This window comes from Flavobacterium sp. MFBS3-15 (genome assembly GCF_026107645.2).
In the GTDB taxonomy this organism is placed as follows: Bacteria; Bacteroidota; Bacteroidia; order Flavobacteriales; family Flavobacteriaceae; genus Flavobacterium.
Genome location: NZ_JAPCHV010000029.1, coordinates 1 through 20,851 on the forward strand (window position 1 = coordinate 1; position 20,851 = coordinate 20,851).

The 20,851-nt window shown below is 41.1% G+C and carries 22 protein-coding genes, 1 tRNA gene and 1 pseudogene; 16 read left to right on the forward strand and 8 right to left on the reverse strand.

The window, feature by feature from the left end:
• The first annotated feature begins 244 nt into the window (after nt 1–244).
• From OGH69_RS17670 to OGH69_RS17680, 3 genes are all read left to right on the forward strand, one after another.
• On the forward strand, nt 245–664 hold the full coding sequence (locus OGH69_RS17670) for an NUDIX hydrolase (RefSeq protein WP_265175828.1): 420 nt from the start codon (nt 245–247) through the stop codon (nt 662–664).
• Nucleotides 661–1,053: an acyl-CoA thioesterase gene (locus tag OGH69_RS17675; protein WP_265175829.1), complete on the forward strand. Its 393-nt coding sequence runs from the start codon at nt 661–663 to the stop codon at nt 1,051–1,053. Before OGH69_RS17670 ends, OGH69_RS17675 begins: the two co-directional genes overlap by 4 nt.
• A 167-nt stretch (nt 1,054–1,220) precedes the next feature.
• Complete coding sequence (locus OGH69_RS17680) at nt 1,221–1,943, forward strand: 3-ketoacyl-ACP reductase (protein ID WP_265175830.1); 723 nt, start codon at nt 1,221–1,223, stop codon at nt 1,941–1,943.
• A 46-nt stretch (nt 1,944–1,989) separates the two neighbouring features.
• On the opposite strand, the gene OGH69_RS17685 is transcribed toward OGH69_RS17680, so the two are convergent.
• From OGH69_RS17685 to aroB, 5 genes are all read right to left on the reverse strand, one after another.
• Nucleotides 1,990–2,454 carry a hypothetical protein gene (locus tag OGH69_RS17685; protein ID WP_265175831.1) on the reverse strand — a complete coding sequence of 155 codons (465 nt, stop codon included), beginning with the start codon at nt 2,452–2,454 and terminating at the stop codon, nt 1,990–1,992.
• Nucleotides 2,455–2,537: 83 nt separating this feature from the next.
• Nucleotides 2,538–2,972: a DNA primase gene (locus OGH69_RS17690; protein ID WP_265175832.1), complete on the reverse strand. Its 435-nt coding sequence runs from the start codon at nt 2,970–2,972 to the stop codon at nt 2,538–2,540.
• Nucleotides 2,973–2,981: 9 nt separating this feature from the next.
• Complete coding sequence (locus OGH69_RS17695; RefSeq protein WP_265175833.1) at nt 2,982–3,953, reverse strand: deoxyhypusine synthase family protein; 972 nt, start codon at nt 3,951–3,953, stop codon at nt 2,982–2,984.
• A 25-nt stretch (nt 3,954–3,978) separates the two neighbouring features.
• Nucleotides 3,979–5,388: a type III PLP-dependent enzyme domain-containing protein gene (locus OGH69_RS17700; RefSeq protein ID WP_265175834.1), complete on the reverse strand. Its 1,410-nt coding sequence runs from the start codon at nt 5,386–5,388 to the stop codon at nt 3,979–3,981.
• 295 nt (nt 5,389–5,683) lie between these two features.
• Nucleotides 5,684–6,745: a 3-dehydroquinate synthase gene (aroB, locus tag OGH69_RS17705; RefSeq protein WP_265175835.1), complete on the reverse strand. Its 1,062-nt coding sequence runs from the start codon at nt 6,743–6,745 to the stop codon at nt 5,684–5,686.
• An 88-nt stretch (nt 6,746–6,833) separates the two neighbouring features.
• On the opposite strand from aroB, the gene OGH69_RS17710 reads away from it, so the two are divergent.
• The 10 genes and pseudogenes from OGH69_RS17710 to OGH69_RS17755 all read left to right on the forward strand — a co-directional run bounded on the left by OGH69_RS17710 (nt 6,834) and on the right by OGH69_RS17755 (nt 15,279).
• Nucleotides 6,834–8,006 (forward strand): proline dehydrogenase family protein, encoded by a 1,173-nt coding sequence (locus tag OGH69_RS17710; protein WP_265175836.1) that lies wholly within the window; start codon nt 6,834–6,836, stop codon nt 8,004–8,006.
• A gap of 17 nt (nt 8,007–8,023) precedes the next feature.
• Nucleotides 8,024–8,401: a DUF4258 domain-containing protein gene (locus OGH69_RS17715; protein ID WP_265175837.1), complete on the forward strand. Its 378-nt coding sequence runs from the start codon at nt 8,024–8,026 to the stop codon at nt 8,399–8,401.
• A 95-nt stretch (nt 8,402–8,496) separates the two neighbouring features.
• Nucleotides 8,497–8,571, forward strand: a tRNA-Val gene (locus OGH69_RS17720).
• 617 nt (nt 8,572–9,188) lie between these two features.
• Nucleotides 9,189–9,602, forward strand: coding sequence for a response regulator (locus tag OGH69_RS17725; RefSeq protein ID WP_265175838.1), 414 nt, complete (start codon nt 9,189–9,191; stop codon nt 9,600–9,602).
• A gap of 6 nt (nt 9,603–9,608) precedes the next feature.
• The gene (locus OGH69_RS17730; RefSeq protein WP_265175839.1) at nt 9,609–10,148 is read left to right on the forward strand and encodes a heme NO-binding domain-containing protein; all 540 of its coding nucleotides are present in this window, start codon (nt 9,609–9,611) and stop codon (nt 10,146–10,148) included.
• Between the two features lie 2 nt (nt 10,149–10,150).
• The gene (locus tag OGH69_RS17735) at nt 10,151–12,067 is read left to right on the forward strand and encodes a PAS domain S-box protein (RefSeq protein ID WP_265175840.1); all 1,917 of its coding nucleotides are present in this window, start codon (nt 10,151–10,153) and stop codon (nt 12,065–12,067) included.
• A 2-nt stretch (nt 12,068–12,069) separates the two neighbouring features.
• Nucleotides 12,070–13,203, forward strand: coding sequence for an FIST signal transduction protein (locus tag OGH69_RS17740; RefSeq protein WP_265175841.1), 1,134 nt, complete (start codon nt 12,070–12,072; stop codon nt 13,201–13,203).
• 4 nt (nt 13,204–13,207) lie between these two features.
• Nucleotides 13,208–14,242 carry a sensor histidine kinase gene (locus tag OGH69_RS17745; RefSeq protein WP_265175842.1) on the forward strand — a complete coding sequence of 345 codons (1,035 nt, stop codon included), beginning with the start codon at nt 13,208–13,210 and terminating at the stop codon, nt 14,240–14,242.
• Nucleotides 14,229–14,546, forward strand: a complete 318-nt coding sequence (locus tag OGH69_RS17750) for an Hpt domain-containing protein (protein ID WP_265175843.1) — start codon at nt 14,229–14,231, stop codon at nt 14,544–14,546. The genes OGH69_RS17745 and OGH69_RS17750 overlap by 14 nt, the downstream gene beginning before the upstream one ends.
• Before the next feature lie 8 nt (nt 14,547–14,554).
• A pseudogene (locus tag OGH69_RS17755) lies at nt 14,555–15,279 on the forward strand (LytR/AlgR family response regulator transcription factor).
• Between the two features lie 82 nt (nt 15,280–15,361).
• Here OGH69_RS17755 and OGH69_RS17760 read toward each other — a convergent pair.
• The 3 genes from OGH69_RS17760 to OGH69_RS17770 form a co-directional block, all read right to left on the reverse strand.
• Nucleotides 15,362–16,195, reverse strand: a complete 834-nt coding sequence (locus OGH69_RS17760) for an OmpA/MotB family protein (protein ID WP_265175844.1) — start codon at nt 16,193–16,195, stop codon at nt 15,362–15,364.
• Between the two features lie 64 nt (nt 16,196–16,259).
• Nucleotides 16,260–17,267: a glycosyltransferase family 2 protein gene (locus OGH69_RS17765; RefSeq protein ID WP_265175845.1), complete on the reverse strand. Its 1,008-nt coding sequence runs from the start codon at nt 17,265–17,267 to the stop codon at nt 16,260–16,262.
• Complete coding sequence (locus OGH69_RS17770) at nt 17,264–17,716, reverse strand: type I restriction enzyme HsdR N-terminal domain-containing protein (RefSeq protein ID WP_265175846.1); 453 nt, start codon at nt 17,714–17,716, stop codon at nt 17,264–17,266. The genes OGH69_RS17765 and OGH69_RS17770 overlap by 4 nt, the downstream gene beginning before the upstream one ends.
• 52 nt (nt 17,717–17,768) lie before the next feature.
• On the opposite strand from OGH69_RS17770, the gene holA reads away from it, so the two are divergent.
• From holA to ettA, 3 genes are read left to right on the forward strand one after another with little or no spacing between them, the layout of a single operon-like run.
• The gene (gene holA / locus OGH69_RS17775) at nt 17,769–18,773 is read left to right on the forward strand and encodes a DNA polymerase III subunit delta (RefSeq protein ID WP_265175847.1); all 1,005 of its coding nucleotides are present in this window, start codon (nt 17,769–17,771) and stop codon (nt 18,771–18,773) included.
• A gap of 42 nt (nt 18,774–18,815) precedes the next feature.
• Nucleotides 18,816–18,998: a CAL67264 family membrane protein gene (locus OGH69_RS17780; RefSeq protein WP_265175848.1), complete on the forward strand. Its 183-nt coding sequence runs from the start codon at nt 18,816–18,818 to the stop codon at nt 18,996–18,998.
• A gap of 36 nt (nt 18,999–19,034) precedes the next feature.
• Nucleotides 19,035–20,729, forward strand: coding sequence for an energy-dependent translational throttle protein EttA (gene ettA / locus OGH69_RS17785; RefSeq protein ID WP_265175849.1), 1,695 nt, complete (start codon nt 19,035–19,037; stop codon nt 20,727–20,729).
• Nucleotides 20,730–20,851: the final 122 nt, after the last annotated feature.

Consider the following 20,851-nt stretch of genomic DNA (forward strand, 5'->3'; position numbering starts at 1 on the left):
TCACCTCATTCTTTTTTTATTTAAAAATATGAACAATCTTATTAAGTTATCAGTCTCCCCCGGACCCCCTCTTTTAAACATCATCATCAAGAGGTAATTTAATCTTTCAAATCTAAAGGCATCTTTGTGTCTTCTTTGCGAATCTCTGTGGTATAGCTTCTACAATACCACTATAAAGAAAATCACTCACCCTTCCTCCAAAAGGTGCGGCGTTTTCAGTAATTTTGGGTAACAAAAAATAAAGATGAGGACATCCAAAATATTCGTCACGGTGGATGCCGTGATGTTCCGCAAGGCAGGAAACGGCCACGAGCTGCTATTCATACAACGCAAAAACGAGCCCTTCAGGGGGAAGTGGGCCCTGCCGGGCGGCTTTGTCGATGAGGGCGAGGACCTGCCCGATGCCGCGAGGAGGGAGTTAAAGGAAGAAACAGGAATCGAAGCCGGGGCGATGGAGCAGCTGGGCGCTTTCGGGAAACCGGGGCGCGACCCGAGGCAGCACACGGTGTCGGTGGCCTATGTGGGGTTTGCAGGGGAGGACGCTGTGGCCGTTGCCGCCGACGATGCCGCCGCAGCGAAATGGTTTTCGGTTAAAAACCTTCCGGAACTGGCATTTGACCACGCAGATATCGTAACTTTAGCCCTACAAAAATACGTACCATGAGATTCCATACACGCAAATGGGTAAAGCCCGAAGACCTGAACCCGAACGGTACGCTGTTCGGCGGGAAGCTGCTGGCCTGGATTGACGAGGAGGCGGCGCTGTATTCCATCATCCAGCTCGAGAACCAAAGGGTGGTGACAAAGCACATGTCGGAAATCAACTTTATGAGTTCGGCAAAGCAGGGCGACATCATCGAGATAGGGATTGATGTGGTGCGTTTCGGGACCACTTCGGTGGTGCTTCGGTCGGAAGTGCGCAACAAAATGACGCAGGAGAAGATCATCACGGTAGATAACATAACGATGGTGAACCTGGATAGTTTCGGGCGGCCATCGGCACATGGAAAAACGAAAATTGAATACGTTAAGGACAGGATTTTGAAGCCTTGATTTTTGAAATTGCAGGGAAAATATAAAAAATGGGGTGCAGGGTCCCAAAAATCATACTGTACATACCCTAAAATCATCATGCAGGTTACCTTAAATCCCCTGTGTCGGTCTCAAAAATCACACAGTTATACCCTCAAATCATCTGAAAAAATAAAATTTAAGCATACATGGAAAATTTAAAAGGGCAATCGGCCATCATCACCGGCGCCGGGAAAGGGCTGGGTAAAGCCATCGCACTGGAACTTGCCAAAAACGGAGTGAACGTTGGCCTTATTGCCAGGACGGAAGCCGACTTAAAGGCTGTGGCAGAGGAAGTTAACAGTATTGACGCTGAGCTAAAAGTGGTTTACGCTATTGCCGACATTACCGACAATGGGATGCTTACTGAGGCTATTACGTTGATAAAGAATGAATTGGGTGCTATCGATATCCTGGTGAACAATGCCGGGGTGGGTAAGTTCGGTAAGTTCCTGGACCTGACCGTTGAGGAGTGGGAAAATGTTGTGAAGACCAATGTTTTCGGGGCATACTACGCCACGCGGGCACTACTGCCGGAGATGAAGGAGCGCAGGAGCGGCGATATCGTGAACATCTCGTCCAGCGCGGGCCTGAAGGGCGCACCGCTGACGAGTGCCTACAGTGCCTCTAAATTCGGGCTTATAGGGATGTCGGAATCTCTGATGCAGGAGGTGAGGAAGGACAATATCAGGGTGTTCACCATGACGCCCAGCACCATTGCTACCGACATGGCCAAGGACCTGAACCTGACCGACGGCAACCCCGAAACGACCCTGCAGCCGGAGGACTTTGCCGAACTGTTGGTGGGCCATTTAAGGCTGCCAAGAAGGGCTGTGGTAAAGGATGTGAGCCTGTGGTCGACAAATCCGTAACAGATAAAGAAAAGCCCGAAACTCAAGTGTTTCGGGCTTTTTGTAATTAATTGCAGTCCACTTTATCCAGTACCTGCTCAGATGTTTTACTGGTATCCTTGTACTTCCAGATGCCCTTATCTTCTTTCATTTCCCCGAATTTCACGGCAAGTGTATTGCCTGTAACGGCAAAAATGACTTCTTCTTTATAATTCATGCCTTCCTGTTGCGATTGGGCTACTACATTCGCGGTATTGCCGTTCGTTACGCCTTTGTAGGTGCTGATTTTCTTATCCTTTTCATAAGGCTTCCAGTGGTAAATGCCGTGAATGCTGTCGCCATTGTGTTCGATTTCAACCACAATACTGTCTTTGGCAATGACTTTCCTGTAGCATTCCTTTTCTGCAACAGCCTCAGTGGCCGGAGCGGTAACGGTGGTTTCTTCGGTGGTAACCGTTTCGGTTTTTTCCTCTTTTTTCTGGCATGAGGCTAATGCTATTACTGCCAGTAGCGCTAATCCTGTGTTTTTCATGTTGAATGTTTTTATAAAATTACTTTTTATAAAACAAAAAAAGAACCCTGTTAAGAGTTCTTTAGTATTGTCGTTGATGTGGATTATTCCTCATCATCTTCGTCGTCTTCCTCAAGCTCATCGAGGCCTACATTACGATTGCGCCTCGGCATGCCGTCTTCATCTTCATCTTCGTCATCATCGCCATCAGCGTCGTCGTCAGTATCAGCATCCGCTGTATCATCCTTTTCATCTGCATCATCATCACCCATTTCGAGGTCTTTTAATGCATCAAGGTCATCTGCCGGCTCGTCGATGTCGTCATCATCAAAGTTTTCAATCCTGTCAGCCAGTTTAGTGCTCACTTTTACGAGGTATATGGTGTCCTCTGTACGTACTTCAACTGCCTCAATGGTTTCATTTTTAGCGTTTTTGAATCGTACGATATTAGAGTCATCATATCCCTCGGGAAACTTCTCCACAAGCAGGGTAAGGATTTCATTGGTTAATTTTGCATAGTCAACTATAACTCTTTTCATAAAGCAGTATTAATAATCCAACAAGTAGGCAAATATAAGTGGTGCAACAATAGTAGCGTCACTTTCGATAATAAATTTTGGTGTTGTAATGTCAAGTTTCCCCCAGGTAATTTTTTCGTTAGGTACCGCACCTGAATACGACCCATAACTTGTAGTTGAGTCTGAAATCTGGCAGAAGTAGCTCCAGAACGGTACATCATGCATTTCCATGTCCTGGTATAGCATTGGAACCACACAGATAGGGAAATCGCCGGCAATACCACCACCAATCTGGAAGAAGCCTATGCCGCCCTCACAGTTTTTAGTGTACCAGTCGGCAAGGAATGCCATATATTCGATACCTGACTTCATTGTTGAAGCTTTGAGTTCGCCTTTGATCACATAAGATGCAAAGATGTTACCCATGGTGCTGTCTTCCCATCCGGGAACCACCATCGGAAGGTTGGCCTCTGCAGCAGCATACATCCAGCTGTCCTTAAGATCGATCTCATAGTACTCCTCAAGTGCGCCCGAAAGGAGCATTTTATACATAAACTCATGCGGGAAATAACGCTCGCCCTTGTCATCAGCATCTTTCCATATTTTGTAGATGTGCTTTTGCAGGCGGCGGAAAGCCTCATGCTCAGGAATGCAGGTATCGGTAACACGGTTAAGCCCTCTTTCCAAAAGGTCCCATTCTTCCTGCGGCGTCAGGTCCCTGTAGTTAGGAACACGCTCATAGTGAGAGTGTGCCACCAGGTTCATGATGTCTTCCTCAAGGTTGGCGCCTGTACATGAAATGATTTGCACCTTGTCGCGGCGGATCATTTCGGCAAAAATCTTTCCAAGTTCAGCGGTACTCATTGCACCGGCAAGTGTCACCATCATTTTGGCGCCGTCTTCCAATTGCTTTTCATACCCCTTTGCGGCATCCACCAGTGCGGCAGAGTTGAAGTGCAGGTAGTACTTCTGAATGAATTGGCTTATAGGTCCTTTACTCATTGCTGTTGTTTTTGTCTATTTCTGTTTATTTGTTGTCTTTCCTGTTATAGCCAAGAATGTTCAATATTTCTTCGGCCTGCTGCTGTTCTGAGAATACTTCCGTGGCCAGTATGCCGTTCTCGTCACGGTCAATCAGTATGTGCTTCGGCTGCGGGATAAGGCAGTGGTGTAGCCCCCCGTAGCCGCCAATGGTTTCCTGGTAGGCACCGGTGTTGAAGAAACCAATGTAAAGTGGCTTCTCCTTATTATATTTCGGCAGGTATATGGCGTTCATATTCTGCTCGGAGTTGTAATAATCGTCGCTGTCGCAGGTCAACCCACCCAGAAGGACCCTTTCATAAGAATCGTTCCAACGGTTTACCGCCAGCATTATGAAGCGCTTGTTTATGGCCCAGGTGTCAGGAAGCGTTGTGATGAAAGATGAATCGATCATGTTCCATTTTTCCCTGTCATTCTGTTGTTTTTGATACAATACCTGGTATATGGCGCCACCGCTTTCACCTACGGTAAAGGAACCGAATTCAGTAAAGATGTTCGGTACATCCACTTCGGCATCCTCACAGGCAATCTTGATCTGGTTGATGATCTCATCGACCATATACTGGTAGTCATATTCAAAGGCAAGTGAATTCTTGATGGGAAAACCACCGCCGATGTTAAGGCTGTCCAGCGTAGGGCATTCTTTCTTCAGGCTGATGTACACCTTAAGGCATTTTACAAGCTCATTCCAGTAATAGGAAGTGTCCCTGATGCCGGTATTGATGAAGAAGTGGAGCATTTTCAGTTCTACCTTCTTGTTTTCCTGTATAGTTTTCCTGTAAAAAGGAAGTATATTCTTGTATCCGATGCCCAGCCTTGAGGTATAGAATTCAAACTTCGGCTCTTCTTCGGCAGCAATTCGGATACCTATCTTGAATTTGCCGGGAATCTGTTCCTGAAGCAGGTCAAGCTCTTCATAGTTGTCAATGATCGGAATGGTCCTGCTGTGGCCATTGTTGATAAGCCTGGCAATGTTTTCTATATATTGTTCCCTCTTAAATCCGTTGCAGATAACATAAGTATTCTTGTTGATCTTACCTGCGGCAAACAGCCTTTCAACAATGTCTACATCAAATGCGGCTGATGTTTCAATATGAATGTTATTCTTAAAGGCCTCATTCATAATGTATTCAAAATGAGAACTTTTTGTACAATAGCAATAGTAGTACTTACCTTCGTATTTGTTCTTTTCCATTGCGTTCCTGAACCATGTTTTGGCCTTGCGGATGTTGTTGGAAATTTGCGGCAGATATGTAAACTTAAGCGGTGTACCGTATTGTTCTACCAGTTTCATCAGGTCGATATTATGGAACTGGAGGTTGTCTTTATTCAGCGTAAATTCTTCCTGAGGAAAATAGAACGTTTGGTTTATCAGGTCGAAATATTTTGTGTTCATGTCTGTTTGTTTGAGAAAGTGATTATAAAAATAAGAATATTCCTAGATTATAAACCTTTTTTCAAACCCTTAAATTGGCATAAATTATCTGTAATTTTTCCCTGTGATTGGGTATGCTGTTAAAAATTTCAGCCCCGGCTAAATTTTTCAGCGAAAACGTTGTATCACACAAGTCTTGCGAAACCCTGTATTTGCTGGTTAAACCTGCTAAGGAAAATATGCTTTTCGTTAATTTCATCAGGGCAAATGTAAAAAATAATAATCCGTATTTAAAAACAAATCTCTTAAAAAAATGTTACTTTTGGTAGTCTTCGAACGCTTTGATTATCAATGCGTTTCCTGCTTTATGATCTATGGCCGCATTTCCAATGCCATTCAGTAATACGAACATTACCCTGCCTGATTCGTTCTTTTTATCGTGTGCCATTAAACTAATAATGCTTTCTATGTCTTTTGTCTCGAAATTGACAATGCCGAAAATAGAATGTACCACCGATTTTACTGATTCATATTCCTCTTCCAGTAAAAGCCCTTTGGACATTGACAGATAGCTTTCCATAACCATACCTGCGGCTATCGCTTCACCATGAAGGAGTGGGGCAGGGCTGCTTAAAAAATGGGACTCGATTGCATGGCCCAGCGTGTGCCCGAAATTCAGCACTTTACGGATGTTTTTCTCATTTGGGTCCAGTTCAACAATTCTATTTTTTATCTCAACCGACCAGTGAATAAGCGTCCCGAGGTCATCGGTAGTCATATTGCTCAGGTCAGAAAAACTGTCCCAGTAGGTTTTATCGGCTATAAGCCCGTGTTTGAGCATTTCTGCCAACCCGGAGCGCATTTCAGCTTGCGGAAGCGTATCGAGAAAATTGGTGTCAATCAAAACGGCGGCAGGATTGTTGATTACGCCTACTTGGTTCTTCAGAACACCAAGATCGACACCGGTTTTGCCGCCTACAGAGGCATCTACCATAGCCAGCAGGGAAGTAGGGACATTGATAAAGTCGACCCCTCTTTTAAATGTTGATGCAACAAAGCCCCCAAGATCGGTTACCACTCCGCCGCCAATGTTTATCAGGAGGCTTTTGCGTTCGGCACCCAGGTCGGTAAGTGCATGCCATACTTCTATGCAGGTCTCAATCGACTTATTGGCCTCGCCGGCTTCGATTTCTATGATTTCAACAGGCAGTTCGGTTGCCAGCTGTGCCAGAAAATTGGGGAGGCAGTATTGTGAGGTGTTAGTGTCGGCAAGGACAAAAATGCCTGTATAGCCGCCATTTGCAAGCGCCTCCTGCACGTAGCTGTAGCAGTCGTTGTTGAAATAAATATTATATCCGTTAGCGTTAATAGGCTGCATGATGATGTTTTGTAGAAAAAGCAAAATAAAGTAATTTATAGCATAAATTATTGCACAGTATTTATATTTGCACAAATTTTTTAAGACAATGGAAAAAATCTTCAACGATACGGCCGGAGCATTCGCATTAAAGAGTGATACCGAACTGGACAGGGCATATTTTCTGTTCAAAATGATAGCTTCACAGCCATTGGTTCGGATAGGTACTGCAGTGACAAATTTTGCACTGAACCTGCACCTGCCTGTTGAAGGATTGATCCGCGCAACGGTGTTCGATCATTTTTGCGGAGGCACTACCGAGGAAGACTGCCTTCCGGTGGTTGATAAGATGTTTACCAAAGGTGTATCGTCGGTACTTGATTATTCCGTTGAAGCAAAAGAAGAGGAGTCGGAATTCGACAAAGCGCTTGAAAAGACCCTTAAAACCATTGATTTTGCCAAAGAAAGGCAGGCTATCCCGTTTGCGGTATTCAAGCCTACCGGCTTCGGGAGGTTCGACCTCTGGGTGAAGCTTGGCGAAGGTCAGGAGTTTTCTCAAGAAGAGGAAAAAGAGTGGGCAAGGGTAAAGGAACGTTTTGAAATTGTTTGTAAAACGGCGCATGATAACGATGTTGCACTTCTTATTGATGCAGAGGAAAGCTGGATGCAGGATGCTGCAGACAATCTTGTGGCCGACATGATGCGTAAATATAACAGGGAGAAAGCCATAGTTTTCAATACTTTGCAAATGTACCGCCACGACAGGCTCGACTACCTGAAAAGATTGCACGAAGAGGCTAAAAATGAGGGCTTCCATATAGGTATGAAAGTAGTTCGTGGCGCCTATATGGAAAAGGAGCATAAACGTGCTGAGGAAAAGGGCTATCCGACCCCAATATGTGCCAGTAAAGAAGCTACAGATGAGAATTACAACAATGCCATCAAATATATGATGGAGCACCTGGATAAAATGGCGATATTTGCAGGAACGCACAACGAAGAAAGTTCATATCATTTAATGGAGCTGATGCAACACGCGGGCATTACCAAAAATGACGGGCGCGTATGGTTTGGGCAATTGTATGGCATGAGCGACAACATCAGCTTTAATCTTGCTGCACATGGCTATAATGTAGCCAAATACCTGCCTTTCGGGCCGGTACGTGATGTTATGCCCTACCTTATACGCAGGGCTGAGGAAAACACCTCGGTAGCCGGGCAAACGAGCCGTGAACTCAACCTCATAAGCGCTGAGAGGAAGCGCAGGAAACTGAAAGATTAAGTTATAATATCGTATAAATGAAATTTGCACACCGACTGGCCTATTACCTTTTAGGCGTCCTGATAGGGGGGGTATTCCTTATATTTATTTTTAAAGAGAAACGTACAGAGTTTTGCTACCTGCCCAATTGCAGGGTGCTGAAGGATATTCGTGCTAAGGGATTAAGTATTTCCAAAGAGGCTGAGGCCACTCTAAACGAGAAATGGGTGACCATGGCTGACATAAAAATGAGCCTTGAATATGGCGATGTCGATTTTTCCAAGAGCAATAAACCCAACCCCGGAGGTGGTAAGATTTATGTCATAGAAGGGAAAACTGCTAAAGACCAGCCAATTGTAATTGAGGTGGTAAACTTTAGTGACAAAGCGATCCTGAAAGCCGTAAAAAAAGAATAATTTTTTTCTCGAAATCCTTGCAAATACAAATACTAAGCGTATATTTGCACTCGCAATACGGAACTAATCACAGTAACAGATTGCGAAACATATTGGGGCGATTAGCTCAGTTGGTTCAGAGCATCTCGTTTACACCGAGAGGGTCGGGGGTTCGAATCCCTCATCGCCCACAAATGAAAAAAGCCATTGTATATCAATGGCTTTTTTATTGTCTTTAATTTTCCCTCACTTAATTTGAAAAGAATAAGCAATATTTAAACAATTTCGCCTTTCCAACAAATGATGTCTTGCGAGATTATGGTTATGTGTCAAAAAAATGTAAAACCGAACAACGGGATACTATTTTAAACTAAAAAAGCTCCCGGGGGCTTGGGAGCTTTCATAACATTAGTAATTCAACCTGGCGCTATGTTTGGGGTTAATGTTATATTCTGTTGCAAATATCTAATGTATAAAGCAAATGGAAATACGATATTAGGTTACAAGTATTTTTCTGTCGACCAATGGTAACTATCAAGCGATAAATGGTTAAGTGTTATCTTTGGGCAGGATATGCATTTTAATCACATATTATAAAATTTCTTATTTTATATATGTTTGATTTTTAGACTAAAAGATGTATGTTTAAAATAAAATTACGTTAAGCACAAATTTTTTTTTTTCTGCAATTTACAGATTGTCGTCCTATAAATACCGTTCGTCGACACTTAAACTCCATTCAACGATATTGACGGTAAAGGAGCGTGCAATGAATTATTTTTGTCTAAGACCAAATCTTACTTAAAATATGCCTAAAGCTTTAAATATATTACTAATCGAGGATGACGAAATTGAGGTCATGAAATTTAACAGAGTGCTTAAAAGCTTTGAGCATTCGCACAGGGTGGTAGAAGCTGATAATGGAGAGGATGCTTTGGTAATTTTAAAAGAAAAAGTAATTGTTCCTGATATAATTGTTCTTGATCTTAACATGCCTAAGATAAGTGGAATTGAATTTTTAGATATCCTTAAAAAAAATGATGCACTAAAATATATTCCGGCCATTATACTGACTACATCGAGTAACCATAAAGACTTGTTGGAGTGCTACAGGTTAGGTATAGCGGGCTATGTTTTAAAACCACTGAAATACGAAGATTATGTAGACCGTATTAAGAAACTTATAGATTACTGGAGTGTAAATGAAATAATATCTCAATAAGGGAAGATGTACGGAATTATCTATAAAGCAATTAAGAAATGTGTACTGGAACATGCTGATGAGCAGGCTTGGGAATTTATTATAGCCGGCGCGCCTGTAACTTTTGACGCTGAATTAATGGAGCAGCCATATAATGATGATGCAATACTTTATCTTAGTCAGCAATTATCTGTTTATTTAAAAGAAACTCCTGATAAAATTTTATATAATTTCGGGACATGTGTTATAAAGCTGGTTAAGGATCAGTTTCCTGATATTATAAATGGGAGGGGGGACACTTTGAAAGATTATTTAGTAAATTTACCTAACTTTCATAACCGGATAATGCTGATATACCCCGAACTGACTCCTCCCGAATTTAAGATTAGCTCCCTTACAGAGGATACTCTTTATTTACATTACTATACCAAAACCCCTGGAATGAAAGAATTTATAAGGGGATACCTGGAAGAGATTGCAAAAATATTTCAAAGTCAAGGTAAGGTAGAACACCTAAATTCTAACGAAGCCAAAACTTTTGAAGATGTATTCAAAATAAGGTTTTAGTTATGGATACGATAAATTTTTCTACAGGTCTACTTGATGAAATTTTTCCTTTTTATGTACTTTTTGATGATCAGATGAACATTTTGTCATATGGAAAAAGTATTAAAAAGGTTTTTCCGGGATTAAAGAAAGGTAATTTTATTGGCAACTACTTTAATGCCAGAAGGCCAAATATAGAAAGATTTGACTCTATGTCCGTAACTGAGAGCCTGAATCAATTAATTATATTGGAATGCCTGGATGTTAATCCATTATTAATGAGAGGGCAGTTTTTAGCTGTTAAGGAATGTTTTCTTTTCGTTGGGTCACCCTGGTTAACTTCGGTTGAAGATGTAACTAAGAATAATCTTTCTATTTTGGATTTTGCAAGTCATGATACACAACTCGATCTCTTGCAAATATTGAAGCTACAGCAGACCAAGAATGAGCAATTAAAGAATCTGCTTGAAATTAATAACCGGCAAAAAGAAGAACTAAAAAAAGATAAGGAAGAGCTAAACCGCCTTTCTTTAGTAGCCAGTGATAATAAAAATGCTATTGTATTTACAGATGCTGAAGCTAAAATATTTTGGTGTAATGAAGCTTATCATGAGATAACAGGTTTCAGTAAGCAAGATATCATGGGTAAAACCCCAATCGAAATTGGCAGGGCTCCAAATACTGACAAAGAAACCCTGGATACAATGGTAGACCTTTTTTTTAAGGGTAAGCCATTTGATATTGAAATTTCACACGCCCGTAAAGACGGTACTTATTTTTGGTCGAGAACAAAAGGCCAGCCCCTTTATAATAGTGCCGGTGAATTCATGCAGTATTTTGCCGTAATCGAAGACATGACGGAGGAGAAGGAGAGGGAAGAACAGTTGGTGCTACTCTCTTTGATTGCTGAAAAAAATATAAATGCAGTTGTGATTTGCGATAATGAGGGGAGAATTGAGTGGGTGAACTCAAGCTTTTTGTCCATTTCAGGTTATGAGATTAACGAGCTTATTGGCAAGAAACCAGGCTCCCTGCTTCAGGGACCGGAAAGCAATTCCGACTCAATTAATTACTTGAGCAATCAAATAAAAAAAGGCGAACCCTTTAGTTGTGAGCTAATTAATTATTCAAAAAAAGGCCGAAAATATTGGGTTAAAATTCAGGGGCAGGCACTATTTAATAAATGGGGAGAAGTGTCCCGTTACTTTGCAATTGAAGAAGATGTAACTGAGAAAAAGGAATTGGAAAAGCAACGGGAAGAATTATTGGCCAGCCTTGAAAAAAGCAACAATGAACTCGAAGAATATGCACAGGTGGTATCCCATGATCTTAAATCACCATTGCGGAGTATAAACTCATTAATATTCTGGATTAAGGAAGATGATGCGCAGCTCAACAGTAAATCATTGGAATATTTACGCCTCATCGAAGGCAAGGTTGAAAAAATGGACCATCTGATACAGGGTATACTTATGTATTCTAAAATTGACAATGCAGCCCTGGATGTAAAAGAACCGGTCGACACTTATAAGGTGGTTTGCAATATTTCAGATACTATTCACGTCCCATCGCACATAACATTAAATATTTCTGAAAACCTGCCCGTGATAATGGCAGACAATTACAGAATACACCAGCTTTTTCAAAACCTTATGGGCAATGCTGTAAATTATATAGATAAACCAAATGGCCAAATAAGTATAGACGTAGAGGAACAAGCCGATTATTATATTTTTTCTGTCATGGATAATGGACCCGGTATTGCACCGGAAAACCATGAAAAGATTTTTAAAACATTCCAATCCCTTGTGAAAAATGACCAGTCAACCGGTCTTGGCCTTTCGATTGTAAAGAAAATAGTAAACTATTATAAAGGCAAAATATGGCTGGAAAGTAAACTGGGGGAAGGTACAACATTTTATGTGCAACTAAACAAGTAGTTATGAAAACAGTACAGGCTTATTATACTGAAAATGAAGGTTGGGTATATATTACCGATAAAAAAAATCTTGATAACCCGCTTGTTATAGTGTTTGGTGACAGGGTTTTGTTGGAAAATACCGAAATCCTGCAAAGTTTAAAACTTGAGTTTCCATACAATGATATTGTATATGGTTCAACAGCAGGAGAAATAGCGGGTCAGCATGTGCTGGATGATTCGCTGAGTGTTACCGCAATAGAATTTGAAAAAACAAAATTTGTAGTAAAATCGGCTAATATTTTCGATTTTGACAAAGATGAAGAACGACTTGGCCAGGCCCTTTACAAAGAGATGCCCCAACAAAACCTCAAACATCTGTTTGTAGTATCTACGGGTAGTTTTATTAATTGCAGTATGCTCATTAATGGCATTGAAGATAACATGACTGAAAGTGTAGCACTTACAGGAGGGGTATGCGGAGATGCCAACCGTTTTGAAAAAACAGTCGCCTCATATAATGATGCTCCCAAAGAAGGTGAAGTGGTACTTGTAGGTTTTTATGGCGAAAGTCTTGAAGTTAGCTATGCAAGCTTTGGGGGATTCCAGCCTTTTGGCCCAGAGCGTACCATTACCAAAGCCCTTAATAATATCGTATATGAAATAGACGGACAATCAGCTATAGATTTATATAATAAATACCTTGCTGAAAAAGCAGAAAATATTATGGTATCACGTTTGGCTTATCCGCTGAATGTAATACAACCGGGCAAAGATTATCCAGTGGTGAGAACCATTTTAGATATCGAAACTACAGATGGTTCTATTGTATTGGCAGGCAATTGCGCACAAAATAGTAGGGCACAACTAATGATGGGTTCTGTTCATGGTATTGTACATGGTGCGGAACAGGCAGCAAAATATGCTATGGAGGGACGTAAAAATAAGCCTCAGCTTGCCCTTTTGGTTAGCTGTATGGGCCGTAAGGCAATTATGGGACAAAGGGTTGAAGAAGAAATTGAGCTTACTAAGGAAATCATAGGAACTCATGTGCCTGTTACCGGTTTTTATTCGTATGCAGAGATGGCCCCCGTACACGACAGGTATGAATGTGAAGTGCATAACCAAACGATGACATTAACGCTTTTTAGTGAATAAATAAATGTTTAACCCTCTGCTGCAACGACAGATAAAAAAACACTTGGCACAACTCAATGATTGTGTCCCGGATTCTTTTTTTGCTGCGGTAAATGATGCATATATAAATTACGAAGAACAGATAGATATGCTTCAAAGAGCAATGAAGCTAAGTTCAGACGAGTTATTTGATGCAAATACCAAGCTACGCGAGGAAACACAATTGCTAAAAGAAGTTAATAGTAATTTTGAGCAGGTACTGAATTCACTTAATAATGTAGCCACACCTTTTGAAGATAAAATTACTGTTGCAGAGCATATAAGTAAGCAGGCGATGGAAATCGTAAAGATTACGAAACAGAGAGAACAATTATTGAATGATCTTGAACAGCAAAACCAGCAGCTTAATGAATATGCACATATGGTTTCGCACGATCTGAAATCACCTCTAAGAAATATAAACACTCTGGTTGAATGGTTTATCAGCGATAATAAAGAAAATCTTAAAGGCGAGAATTTAAAGAACTTAAACCTGATTTTGCTCAATGTAGAAAAAATGGATCTTTTGATTAAAGGTATCTTAGATTATTCTACTGTAGACCGCCACGAATCTGAAAACAGGAATGTAGATTTTAATCTGCTCATACAAGAAATTACAAGGACCATTTTATTGCCAAATAAGTTCAAGATTAAGGTCAGAAACAAACTGCCACAGGTATATGGTAACTATTACAGGTTTAAGCAGCTTTTTGAAAATCTTATTAATAATGCAATAAAATATAACGATAAAGAAGACGGGTTTGTAGAAATAGGGTACAATGGGCTTGTGGGTGATTTTGCAGAATTTTATGTGAGGGATAACGGGATTGGGATTGAACCCGCTTACTTTGATAAAGTTTTTAATATATTTACTAAGCTTAGCAATAAAGACAATTCATCCGGAATCGGCCTTTCCATTGTAAAAAAAATTGTTCAGTATTACGGCGGAACAATTCATTTGGAAAGCAAATTAAAGGAAGGGACAACATTTTACTTTACCCTGAAGAATGGAGCAGCCTAATTTGATATATATAGATAGCCTTTCCGGAGATGATTTCGAATTCAAAGCTAAGCTGATAGCTACTTTGAAAAGAGAACTCCCGCTCGAGGTTGAAAATTATAATGAAAGCGCAAATAATAGGAATTTTTTCGAAATGGCTGCCATAGTCCATAAACTCAAACACAAAATAAGCATTCTGGGAATGGAAAAAAGTTATTATCTTGCCGAAGAGTTTGAAGATAACTTGAAAAAACAATCTGCGGTCTTAAAACCTGAATTTGATGAGGTGATTGCCTCACTGCAGGATTTCACTGCTTCTTTATAGGAAAACCTATGAACTGCATTATTATAGATGACGAGGCAATGGCAAGAGCAATCATTGCCCACATGATTACTCTCCATCCTGAACTGGAACTTGCCGGTGAGTTTGAAAATGCGATGGAGGGCATAAAATTTCTTAACCAAAATCCTAATGGTGTTAACCTGATTTTCCTGGATATACATATGCCGGGCTTTACCGGCTTTGATTTTATACAAACCATTAAAAATCCACCATCGGTAATTCTCATTACGGCGGATAAAAACTTTGCAATAGAAGCTTTTGAGTACGATTGCATTGTTGATTATCTCGTTAAGCCCATAACAGAAGACAGGTTTAATAAAGCTGTTAAAAAAGCCGAAACTAAAAAAAGCCTCGACATAGAAAAACCTTCTGTACTCCACTCACAAACCCAGCCGGATGATACAAGCACAGAATTTTATGTCAATATAGACAGAAGACTCATAAAAATAGATATTTCCTCTATAAATATAATCGAAGCTAAAGGTGATTATATTTAATTAAAACTGAGGGTAAAAATTACACAGTACATTCCACATTAAAAAAAATTGAGGAAAAGCTTCCACAATCGTTATTCTTAAAGGTACATAGAACATATATAATCAATATCAAAAAAATTATTGATATTGAAGACAATAGTGTGCTTATTGGTAAAGATGTGATACCGGTAAGCAGATCTAACAAGCCGGAGCTAATGAAGCGTTTAAATATGCTTTAATACTTATTATTGAACATATATAGCTAAAATAAAAAATCCGGTTTATGTAAACCGGATTTCTTATATAACATCAATACTTTGATTAATATTGTTGTCCTTTCATTTCTTTCTCTATCATATCGTAGAACTGGTCGATTTTAGGTAGTACAAGAATTCTTGTTCTCCTGTTACGGGCCCTGCCTTCGGCAGTTGTGTTGGCTTCAAGCGGCACATATTCACCACGGCCGGAAGCTACAAGTCGTTGCGGTTCGATACCGAAATCTTTTTGTAGTATCCTTACGATAGAGGTAGCACGTTTAACACTGAGATCCCAGTTGTCCTGAAGTACAGGGTTTTTGATAGGCACATTATCAGTATGGCCTTCTACCATACATTCGAAGTTTGGCTTGTCTTTTACGATAGCAGCCACTTTACCAAGTATTTCTTTGGCTTTGTCGCTTACTTCATAGCTTCCGCTTTTAAATAATAGCTTGTCAGCAATAGAGATATAAACGACTCCTTTTTCTACGTTAACCTCAATGTCCGGATCATTAACCCCAACAGCCCTTTTAATGCTCGATACAAGCGCTATGGTTACAGAATCCTTGCGTGTAAGCGCATCTTGCAGGCGGGTAATCTTGAGGTCTTTTTCTTTAAGGCTTTCAAGGGTTTTTTCGAGGTTTTCTGCACCTTTAGACGAAAGCGTAGTTATTTGGTCTTTCGTAGTAATCAATTGGTTATTACTTTGTTTAAGATCCTCGATGCGGGCAGCCATAACATCTTTCTCAGCAAGGCAGGTGTTAAGCTTTACGGTTGCTGAATTCAGCAGGTCCTGGCATTCTTTGTTCTTGGCTTCAAGCTCGGCAATTTTCTTTTTCGCGCCGCATGAAGTCAGTGTCAAACTGGCTAAGGTTAATAATAAAATGGCTCTTTTCATACGTTTCAAAGTTTTAAATTTTAACAAAATTAGGGATTAAAAGACTAAATAATAACGAATTTGTCTATAAACTATTGTTAAAATTTTTATCAAACACCTTGCCGTCTTTCACATAATAATTCCAGACTATACTGTTTGTTTTGTAGTAATTTTTGTACTTCTTTGATTTTCTTTTATTTAAGAAGTAGAATAATTTTAAATAAAAATAAAAATGTGCTTTTAAAATTGCCCATAAATGCTGTAACTTTCCTTGAGAAATAAAACGAATTCCAGCCATTCCGTCCAGAGAGAGTCTTACAAAGAATGTAGGGATAAGCTGTCCTGCAGGAAGATTTTTTGTCATCATCCATAACGAATTCCTAAAGTTAAGGAACGTTTTATGCGGACTGCTACTGTTTAAAGTTGCTCCACCTACATGGTAAATAGAAGACTGGTAGCAGAAACGAATCTTGTAGTTCAGGTTAAAGGCCCTCCAGCAAAGATCAATTTCTTCCTGGTGGGCAAAAAAGTCTTCGTCAAAACCGCCGAGTGTACGGTAAGCTTCTTTCCTGATGAAAAAGCACGCACCTGATGCCCAGAAAATTTCTGTGTTATTATCATATTGGCCTCTGTCTTCTTCAATGGTCTCGAATATTCTGCCACGGCAAAACGGAAAGCCGTATTTATCAATAAAACCACCTGCTGCACCGGCATATTCAAAATATATCTTGTTCTTATAATCCAGGATTTTTGGTTGTATGATGGCAGTCTCAGCATCGGTTTCAAACAATTCGATAACTGGTGAGAGCCAACCTTCGGTGACTTCCACATCAGAATTAACTAGCGCATATATCTCCTCTTCAACATTTTGCAAAGCCACATTATATCCCTTTGCATAGCCGAAGTTCCCGGTGTTTTGGATGATCTTAACTTCTGGATAATTGGCCCTGATAAAAGCCACCGAATCGTCTGTAGAGGCATTATCGGCCACGTAGACTGTCGCTTCAGGCGAATGTTGCGTTATGGAAGGCAGGAATTGTTCAAGTAGTCCTTTTCCGTTCCAGTTCAGTATTACAACGGCTATGCTTTTCATAGGGCAGGGGTGTATTCGGGCAGGTCGGGCAGGAAATTATATTTCTCAGCGCCATGGTCCATTTGGCAAAAGTAATGATTTAGACCGTTGGTCACCATCATGTATTCGGCATTGATTGTGAGGTTATAACGTGCAATCTGGTCAAAAGTGCTTTGTGAGATCGGTACCTCAGGAGCCTTGCATTCAACCAATATCAAAATCTTTCCATCAGGTCTAAAAACTACAATGTCATACCTTTTAGTAAGGCCATTTATTTTGATGATCTTTTCGACGTTGATGTGTGACTTAGGGTATTTTTTCTGCTCTAGTAAAAAGTGGACTATATGCTGGCGCACCCATTCTTCCGGGGTGAGGATGATAAATTTTTTGCGTATAATGTCAAAAATAGCGGGCTTATTTTCACTATTTTTGAAACGGAAACTATAGTCCGGAAAGTTCAGTTTTTGCATCACGCAAAAGTAAGATTTTTGGCCACACCATCATTAAATGTTTTAAAAAACAATGGACGAAGTCGTTAAAATCGTAAATGACATAAAGCAGGGCAATATAAAGCCCATTTATTTTTTGATGGGTGAGGAGCCTTATTATATTGATAAGATTACCGATTTTATTGAAGACAACATACTTACTGAAGATGAGAAAGGATTCAATCAAATGGTGCTTTACGGAAAGGACGTTAGCGTAGACGAAGTGGTTTCTAATGCCAAGCGCTATCCCATGATGGCCGATCGCCAGGTGGTTATCGTTAAGGAAGCCCAGGAACTGTCACGAAATATCGAGAAGCTGGAGAGCTACGCCAACAATCCGCAGCCGACTACAGTTTTGGTAATGGCGTACAAATACAAAACGCTTGACAAGCGTAAAAAGATTACCAAGCTTATTGAGAAAAACGGTGTGGTCTTCGAGAGTAAAAAACTGTACGAAAACCAGGTGGCCGACTGGATTAAACGTGTACTTTCCGGAAAAAATTATACCATCGAACCTAAGGCAGCGGCGATGCTTGTGGAATTTTTGGGCAACGACCTGAGCCGCATCAGTAACGAGTTGGATAAACTCACAATTATTCTGCCGCCGGGCAATGTCATAACGCCAAAGCTTATCGAGGATAACATCGGAATCAGTAAGGATTACAATGTGTTCGAACTGCGAAAAGCCATAGGAGAGCGGAATGAACTCAAAGCCTATAAGATAGCCGAATATTTTTCGCAAAATCCTAAAGATAATCCGTTGGTGATGACGGTAGGATTGGTGTTTGGTTTTTTTTCGCAATTGCTGCAATACCATGGGCTGAAGGATAAAAGCCCGTCTAATACTGCTAAGATATTAAAAGTGAACCCTTATTTTTTAAAAGATTACGATATTGCCCTACGCAATTACCCCATGCGTAAAGTAAGCGCGATTGTCGCGACACTCCGCGACATAGATGTTAAAAGCAAAGGCGTGGGCGCCGGCAACATCCCGCAGGCCGACCTGCTCAAAGAGATGCTGGTGAAGATTTTTAATTAGAGATATAATCCCGATATTTGCGCCTAAACCGAAAAGATAATTATGGGAATGAATAAAAATACCATCCTTGGGTGGGCGACTTTTATTATGATATTGATGGGACTGCTTCTGATTGGCCTGGGCGTATACCGCTATGCCGACGTCGCCGGATGGGGATTTTCTGCAGTGGGGTTAGGCTTTTTTGCTATAGCGTGGGTTTTTAGTTCATTGAAAGGGAGGGTGTAACAAATAAACAGATAAACGAATCAACATATAAACATAATGAGTGACGATAAGAAAGTAATATTTTCGATGTCCCGCGTAGGTAAGACCTACCCGGGCGCTCAAAAGCCCGTACTGAAGGATATTTACCTGAGTTTTTTCTATGGCGCTAAGATCGGTATACTTGGTCTTAATGGTTCGGGTAAATCTTCCCTTTTAAAAATTATTGCGGGGGTAGACAAGAGTTATCAGGGAGATGTAGTGTTTGCGCCGGGTTATACCGTGGGTTATCTTGAGCAGGAACCGATACTGGATGAAAACAAAACTGTAATAGAGATTGTTCGCGAAGGCGTTGCAGAAACCGTAGCGCTTTTGGATGAGTTTAATAAGATCAACGACAGTTTTGGCGACCCGGAAGTATATGAGGATGCCGACAAGATGCAAAAGCTTATGGACCGCCAGGCCGACCTTCAGGATAAAATCGATGCCTCTGGTGCATGGGAACTCGACACTAAGCTGGAAATTGCAATGGATGCCCTCCGTACACCGGATCCGGATACCCCAATAAAAGTGCTTTCAGGTGGTGAGAAAAGGCGTGTGGCCTTGTGCCGCCTGCTGTTGCAACAGCCTGATGTACTACTTCTTGACGAACCTACCAACCACCTTGATGCAGAAAGCGTATTGTGGTTGGAGCAGCACTTGCAGCACTATGCGGGTACGGTAATTGCCGTAACGCACGACCGCTATTTCCTTGACAATGTGGCCGGATGGATATTGGAACTCGACAGGGGAGAGGGTATTCCGTGGAAAGGCAACTACTCTTCATGGCTTGACCAAAAGGCCAAACGCCTTGAGCAGGAAGAGAAAACTGCCTCCAAGCGCCGCAAGACTCTTGAACGCGAGCTTGAATGGGTGCGCCAGGGTGCCAAAGGCCGCCAGACCAAGCAGAAGGCGCGTCTTCAAAACTATGACCGACTATTAAATGAGGACCAAAAGGAACTTGATGAGAAACTGGAAATATACATCCCGAACGGGCCAAGGCTGGGAACCAACGTTATCAATGCGAATGGCGTTGCAAAAGCTTATGGTGACAAGCTCCTTTATGACGACCTGAACTTTACACTGCCTCAGGCAGGTATTGTGGGTATTATTGGGCCGAATGGTGCAGGTAAAACGACCATCTTCAGGATGATTATGGGGGAGGAGCAACCTGATAAAGGGGAGTTTACAGTAGGAGAAACAGTGAAAATCGCTTACGTAGACCAGTCTCACTCCAACATTAACCCTGAAAAGACTATTTGGGAAAACTTTTGTGACAGCCAGGAACTTATCATGATGGGTGGCCGCCAGGTGAACTCACGTGCGTACCTCAGCCGCTTTAATTTTAGCGGGAGCGACCAAAACAAGAAAGTAAGTACGCTTTCGGGTGGGGAACGCAACAGGCTGCACCTTGCCATGACATTGAAGGAAGAAGGCAACGTACTCCTGCTGGATGAGCCTACCAACGATCTTGACATCAACACGCTGCGTGCACTCGAGGAAGGTTTGGAGAATTTTGCGGGCTGTGCGGTAGTCATTTCCCACGACCGTTGGTTCCTGGACAGGATTTGTACCCACATCCTGGCATTTGAGGGCAACTCCGAAGTATATTTCTTTGAGGGCAGTTTCTCAGAATACGAAGAGAATAAGAAAAAACGCCTTGGCGGTGATTTGACACCTAAGAGAATTAAGTATAAGAAACTTATACGGGGATAAAAGAAAAGGGGCTGTCTCAAAAGGATAGCCCCTTTTTCATTTTAATTAAGTTTACTTTTCTTTGCATGCTGATTTTGACATTTTAAAGTCTCCTTTTTAGCCCATAAAAGGTTATACGTTTT